The following is a 4900-nucleotide window of genomic DNA, read 5'->3' on the forward strand; positions in this document are numbered from 1 at the left end:
CTACGCCATTGTCTATGTCATCATTCAGGTCTTGATCGCAACGCTCGCGGCTGTTGTCAGTGCCATTGTCGCTTACGGAGCAGTCGCCAGTGCAGTGATTGGACTGCTTGGCCCCATATTCATCCCTTTTTTGGTATTCGATAAGCTGGATTTTCTTTTTTGGGGATGGCTCCGCGCCTTCATTGGTTTTTGCTTTTACAAAGTGCTGGCCGCTGCTGTTCTTAGCATCCTCGGTCATTTGCTGGCGCAGTATTACACAGAACTTGTCGGGTTTTCGGACCCAGGCAACATGGTCAAGGAACTGCCTCTTCTGATCCTCCTGGTTCTGGTCAATGTGTACATTCTGTTCAAAGTTCCAGTCATGACCGCGACCATCTTCTCGGGCAGCCACGGCGGGCACGACGGCGGTATGGGCCTGCTCACATTTGCTCTCTTGCGGAGCATATAGCGCGGGCAGAGTCCTTTGGAGAAACCGATGAATGTCGCCTTAAAAGCAACGCCGGAAATCACCCGCGCCGCGGAGCGGTATCTGGAGCAGTACGGCGATCCGCTCGTCATGAACACCTATCTCAAGATCACAATCCTGTGCCTTGCGGCGGTGTGTCTCGCGCTGGCCGCGCTCGTATTCAAAAGCCAGAAGGCGCTTGCCTCGATGCGGCCGCTGATTATCCGTATCAACGATGTAGGCCGGGCGGAAGCGATCGACTACCGCAACTTTCAGTACCGCCCGCAGGAAGCGGAGAACAAGTATTACCTCACTCGCTGGGCGGAGTTGTATTTCTCGCGCAACCGCTTCACCATCGAGCGCGATCAAACAGACTCCCTTTATTTCCTCAACGGCGATGTGCAGCGGGCTGTGATTGCCGAGGAGCAGAAGGACAAGATCATCCAGACGTACAGGAACGACAGCACGCTCCCGTATGTAGATGTAGAGGTCAAGAACATTGTCTTGGACGACCTCCGGCAGTCACCCTATTCGGCGCGGATTGAATTTGAAAAGGTGTATACGAACCCGGCAGACCATACCGAACTTAAGCGGGAGCGATGGACCGCCAGCGTGACCTATGTCTTCCGGGACAACGTGCAGAATAACGAGCTGGCCGTGAATCCTCTGGGATTAACGATCATACGTTTTCGCGCGGATCAGGCGTTTGGAGAATAACGATGGGGCAACCGTTGACCGTTCTAAATCGTGACTACCGTCAATTTGGGGATGAGCCTGAAGTGACGGACATTTACCGTCAGAATCGGGAAGCCAAGCGAGAGCGCCGTGGCTCCGATCAACAGGTCACCAAAGGGAATGGTCACACCCTGCGCCTGCTGTTCTCCGTCGATTCTGCCAGCCAACAAGGCTGTTTCCTTCGTGTATGGATAGACCGTGAAATCGCGCAGCAATTCTTCCATAAAAGCCTGTCGATGCTGTTGCAACTCCGAGGTATGTGCGCGGTAGATTCCGTGGATGAGTTCCGTCAGTCCGACCGAGGTAAGAGCGGCATCCTGATCGCCTGCCACGGCGACCACTTGCTCAATCAGCTTCTCGACGGTAGCTCCTCGACGTTCAGCAGCAATGACGACGCTGGAATCGAGGATCAGTCCCACAGGTTCTCCAGCGGCTCAGGATGGCTGTTGATGATCGCTTCGAGATCACGGCCAAAGTCGCCATCGAGGGTTGCCGAAGAGCCATGCTCTTTCGCCAGACGAAGGGATTCCGAGAGCCGTCGCAGAGGACGTTCCGTGGCCATACGCAACACCACCGCAGGCGACGCTTCCTTTTCAATGAATATCTCTTCGCCAGCGCGTACGCGGGCTAGAAGGCCGACGAAGTCGCGCGCAGCCTCAGCTTCCGGGATGTGGATCACGGCCATGCACATGATGATACCCGCGATCCGGCTCAATTTCCATCCATATCTTCATCTTCGTCCGCTTCCGTGCGGCCCAGGCGTTCAGCTAGAGAATCGACTTTCCCAAGGCGATGCGATGTCCAATCTTGCTGCCAATCCGGCTGCTGTACCTCACCCGATCTTGCGCATGATGACGCGGACGAACGAGAGCCTTTGCGCACGCAACGAAGGTGGCGGACTGCGCTCTTCACTCGGTAGCTTGACGAACAGGATGGCCAGAGCGAATCGAGCTGCAATGGCGGCGAACTTCTTTGACCAGGGCGCAAATGAAAACTTTGCTCCGGCATGTGTCTGCCGTTTTGTATCCCGCCTTTGTCTCGGTCACGGCTTCGGGGCTTGTCATGCGCCCGGCGGCACTCGGTCTTCTGCTTCGACTTCGTCGCCCCTGCGGGGTCACGGTTCCTCCCCGAAGAAGTTTGCAAACGCGGTACGAACACCGCGCAAACTTCTTCCGGGTCCCTCCCAGAAAGCAGACCTTCGGCACTTGGGAGCATGGCCCCTCGCCAGGCTCCGCCCAGTGTGACCCGATCCAGATCGGGAAATTCAACAAACGGAGACACCATCATGTACCAGAACAAAGTAACCCTCATCGGCTTTCTCGGCAACGACGCAGAAGTTCGCGCCAACAACAACCGCAGCTTTACAACCCTCTCGCTAGCAACCAAGTCTTCCTACAAGGACAAGAAGAGCGGCGAGTATGTCTCGCACACCGAATGGCACCGTTGCGTCGTCTTCGGCAAGCTCTCGGAGTTCGCCGCGACACTCACCAAGGGCGCGCATATTCAGGTCGAAGGCGAGTTGCGCAGCCGGGAGTACGTCAGCAAGAAGGCGAACGCGAAGCAGCGCATCTGGGAGGTCCGGGTCGATTCGATCCTGAAGCTCGACCGCGCCGAAAAGGCCGCCCCGGAAGAGCAGGAGCAGTCAGAACTCCTCCTTGAGGAAGAGGTCGCATAAGCCTCTTCTTCTTCACTCTCGGAAGCCCGGCCAACGCTGGGCTTCCCCCTCTGTGAGATTCCGCTATGAGTTTCGAGTTGATTCTTCCATTCCTCCGCCCGATAGAGCCACTGCTACTCGATGACAGTATCAGCGAGATCATGGGCAATCCCGACGCCTCATGGTGGTACGAACGTGATGGAATCATGCAACGGGAAGCATCCATCTCTTTCGACGCCGGCAGACTGCGCACCGGCCTCGAAGTCATTGCCAACCAACTCGGCAAAAGGCTTGACGAAGACAACCCGGTTCTGCACGCGCAGCTTCCGGACGGAAGCCGCCTGGCGGCGGTCATTCCTCCGGTCGTGCGCCCGGCTCCCGCGCTCACCATACGGAAATTCACCAGCCGTCATTACACGGTCGATGACCTGATCGCTCGCGGCACGCTCACGCGAGCGATCGCCGACTTTCTGGAGGAACAGATTCGCAGTGGGAAAACGCTGCTCATCAGTGGCGGAACAGGCACGGGAAAGACCACGCTCTTGCGAATATTGGCAAATGCGATCCCTGAAGAGCAGCGCATCGTCGTCATCGAAGATACTGCCGAGTTGCACATCCAGAAACCAAACATTCTTGCGGTCGAATGCCAGACCGATACGTTCAAGGCAAATATCTCTTTCGACGATCTCCTGAAGTCGGCTCTCCGCTGGAGACCGGACCGGATCATTCTGGGCGAAGTGCGCGGAATCGAGGCACGCACGCTGCTCGACTCCTTCAACACCGGCCATGCCGGTTCGATGGCTACGATCCACGCGAACTCCGCCGAAAAAGCCCTCCATCGCTTCGCCAATCTCGTCATGCGCAACCATGCGCAGACGACCTTCTCTGATACTGAAGCGGAGATCGGGGAGGCGGTCGATTTTGTTGTCCATGTTGAGCGACAACCAGGCCGCCGCATCATCCGCGAAGTGCTGGCGCTTCGCGGATACGACCGCGATGCAAAACACTTCCTCATCGAGCCGGTATTCGAGGTGGATCATGCCGCAGCGTAAACAGGAAGTAGCGACGCACATTGCCGCAGACTTTCTCACCCGTTGCTTTGCTCAGGGTGAAACGATTGCTCTCCTGCTAAAGCGTGAGTCTCCCAGCGCAACGCTTCAGAGAATCGTTCCGCTAGAGCGTGCGCTTGAGCCTCGTTATCTCTGTTGGCTCGCGCACGAAAACTCCACCGGCGCAAATATCTATGTTGCTGCCAATCCGCTTCGCGTTGGCAGCCGGAAACGCACCAAAGAGAGCATCGCAGAAGTTCGCCATCTCTATATAGACATCGACTCCGATGGAGAGGCCCGAATCGCTGCGCTCCGGGCCTCCGATGCTGTACCTGCTCCCACCGCGATCCTCTCCACATCGCCCAACAAATATCAGACGCTTTGGCGCGTCGAAGGCTTCGACTTCGAGCGGCAGGAAAGTACCCTCAAGCTGCTCGCCATTGCCTTCGGCGGCGATCCTGCTTGTACCGATTGCAACCGTGTCCTCCGTGTTCCGGGATTTATGAATTGCAAGTACGTTCCCGCCCATCGCGTCACCGTGGAATACCCCTGCGATTTTGTTTCAAACCCCGATGACTTCCACTTGGATATTCCCGCGTCCGATGCCGTGCTCTCGCTACGCGGAGTTGCACGGCAAATGCGGCGCGATAAGCACACGCATTCGGAGCGGGACTGGGCGTGGGTTCTGCACCAACTCGCCCACGGGAAAGATGCCGCGAACCTCACGCACGCGCTGGCTTCGCGCCGCGCCGACAAGCCCAATCCCCACTATTACGCGCAGCGCACCGTGGACATGGCCTCCGCCCGTCTCTGGATGCTGGAAGGCGCGCCGATCAACGATGTAATCACCCTGCTCGAAGTCCGCCGTCGCTTCGAGATTCCAGCCGCACTTTGCTACGCCCGTGCGCGGGAAATTGCCGAGACAGCGCAGCGGATGATTGCCCGCAGGAAGATCGCTTGATTCACCACCCAAAGGAGAAATGAAATGCCCTTACTTGAAGTCACCCAAACCCGCCA

The 4900-nt window shown here is 57.2% G+C and carries 7 protein-coding genes; 5 read left to right on the forward strand and 2 right to left on the reverse strand.

Annotation, left to right across the window (positions count from 1 at the left end; all coding sequences use genetic code 11):
• Both VMU57_RS14510 and VMU57_RS14515 read left to right on the forward strand, forming a co-directional pair.
• On the forward strand, window positions 1-448 hold a 448-nt coding region (locus VMU57_RS14510; RefSeq protein WP_325384633.1), incomplete at its 5' end, for a type IV secretion system protein.
• A 27-nt stretch (window positions 449-475) separates the two neighbouring features.
• The gene (locus VMU57_RS14515; protein ID WP_325384635.1) at window positions 476-1162 is read left to right on the forward strand and encodes a type IV secretion system protein; all 687 of its coding nucleotides are present in this window, start codon (window positions 476-478) and stop codon (window positions 1160-1162) included.
• A gap of 23 nt (window positions 1163-1185) precedes the next feature.
• Here the strand turns inward: VMU57_RS14515 and VMU57_RS14520 are convergent, their stop codons facing one another.
• The gene (locus tag VMU57_RS14520) at window positions 1186-1599 is read right to left on the reverse strand and encodes a PIN domain-containing protein (RefSeq protein ID WP_325384637.1); all 414 of its coding nucleotides are present in this window, start codon (window positions 1597-1599) and stop codon (window positions 1186-1188) included.
• Complete coding sequence (locus VMU57_RS14525) at window positions 1590-1895, reverse strand: hypothetical protein (RefSeq protein WP_325384639.1); 306 nt, start codon at window positions 1893-1895, stop codon at window positions 1590-1592. The genes VMU57_RS14520 and VMU57_RS14525 overlap by 10 nt, the downstream gene beginning before the upstream one ends.
• A 570-nt stretch (window positions 1896-2465) precedes the next feature.
• On the opposite strand from VMU57_RS14525, the gene VMU57_RS14530 reads away from it, so the two are divergent.
• The 3 genes from VMU57_RS14530 to VMU57_RS14540 all read left to right on the forward strand — a co-directional run bounded on the left by VMU57_RS14530 (window position 2466) and on the right by VMU57_RS14540 (window position 4844).
• On the forward strand, window positions 2466-2855 hold the full coding sequence (locus tag VMU57_RS14530) for a single-stranded DNA-binding protein (protein WP_325384641.1): 390 nt from the start codon (window positions 2466-2468) through the stop codon (window positions 2853-2855).
• Window positions 2856-2920: 65 nt separating this feature from the next.
• On the forward strand, window positions 2921-3886 hold the full coding sequence (locus tag VMU57_RS14535; protein ID WP_325384643.1) for a CpaF family protein: 966 nt from the start codon (window positions 2921-2923) through the stop codon (window positions 3884-3886).
• The gene (locus VMU57_RS14540) at window positions 3873-4844 is read left to right on the forward strand and encodes a RepB family DNA primase (RefSeq protein ID WP_325384645.1); all 972 of its coding nucleotides are present in this window, start codon (window positions 3873-3875) and stop codon (window positions 4842-4844) included. Before VMU57_RS14535 ends, VMU57_RS14540 begins: the two co-directional genes overlap by 14 nt.
• The last annotated feature ends 56 nt before the right edge of the window (window positions 4845-4900 follow it).

The organism is Edaphobacter sp., from assembly GCF_035532915.1.
In the GTDB taxonomy this organism is placed as follows: domain Bacteria; phylum Acidobacteriota; class Terriglobia; order Terriglobales; family Acidobacteriaceae; genus Edaphobacter.

Excerpts from the sequence above, each read along its gene's own strand:
- VMU57_RS14540 (WP_325384645.1), top strand. The coding sequence starts at position 3,873 with ATGCCGCAGCGTAAACAGGAAGTAGCGACGCACATTGCCGCAGACTTT.
- VMU57_RS14530 (WP_325384641.1), top strand. The coding sequence starts at position 2,466 with ATGTACCAGAACAAAGTAACCCTCATCGGCTTTCTCGGCAACGACGCA.
- VMU57_RS14515 (WP_325384635.1), top strand. The coding sequence starts at position 476 with ATGAATGTCGCCTTAAAAGCAACGCCGGAAATCACCCGCGCCGCGGAG.
- VMU57_RS14535 (WP_325384643.1), top strand. The coding sequence starts at position 2,921 with ATGAGTTTCGAGTTGATTCTTCCATTCCTCCGCCCGATAGAGCCACTG.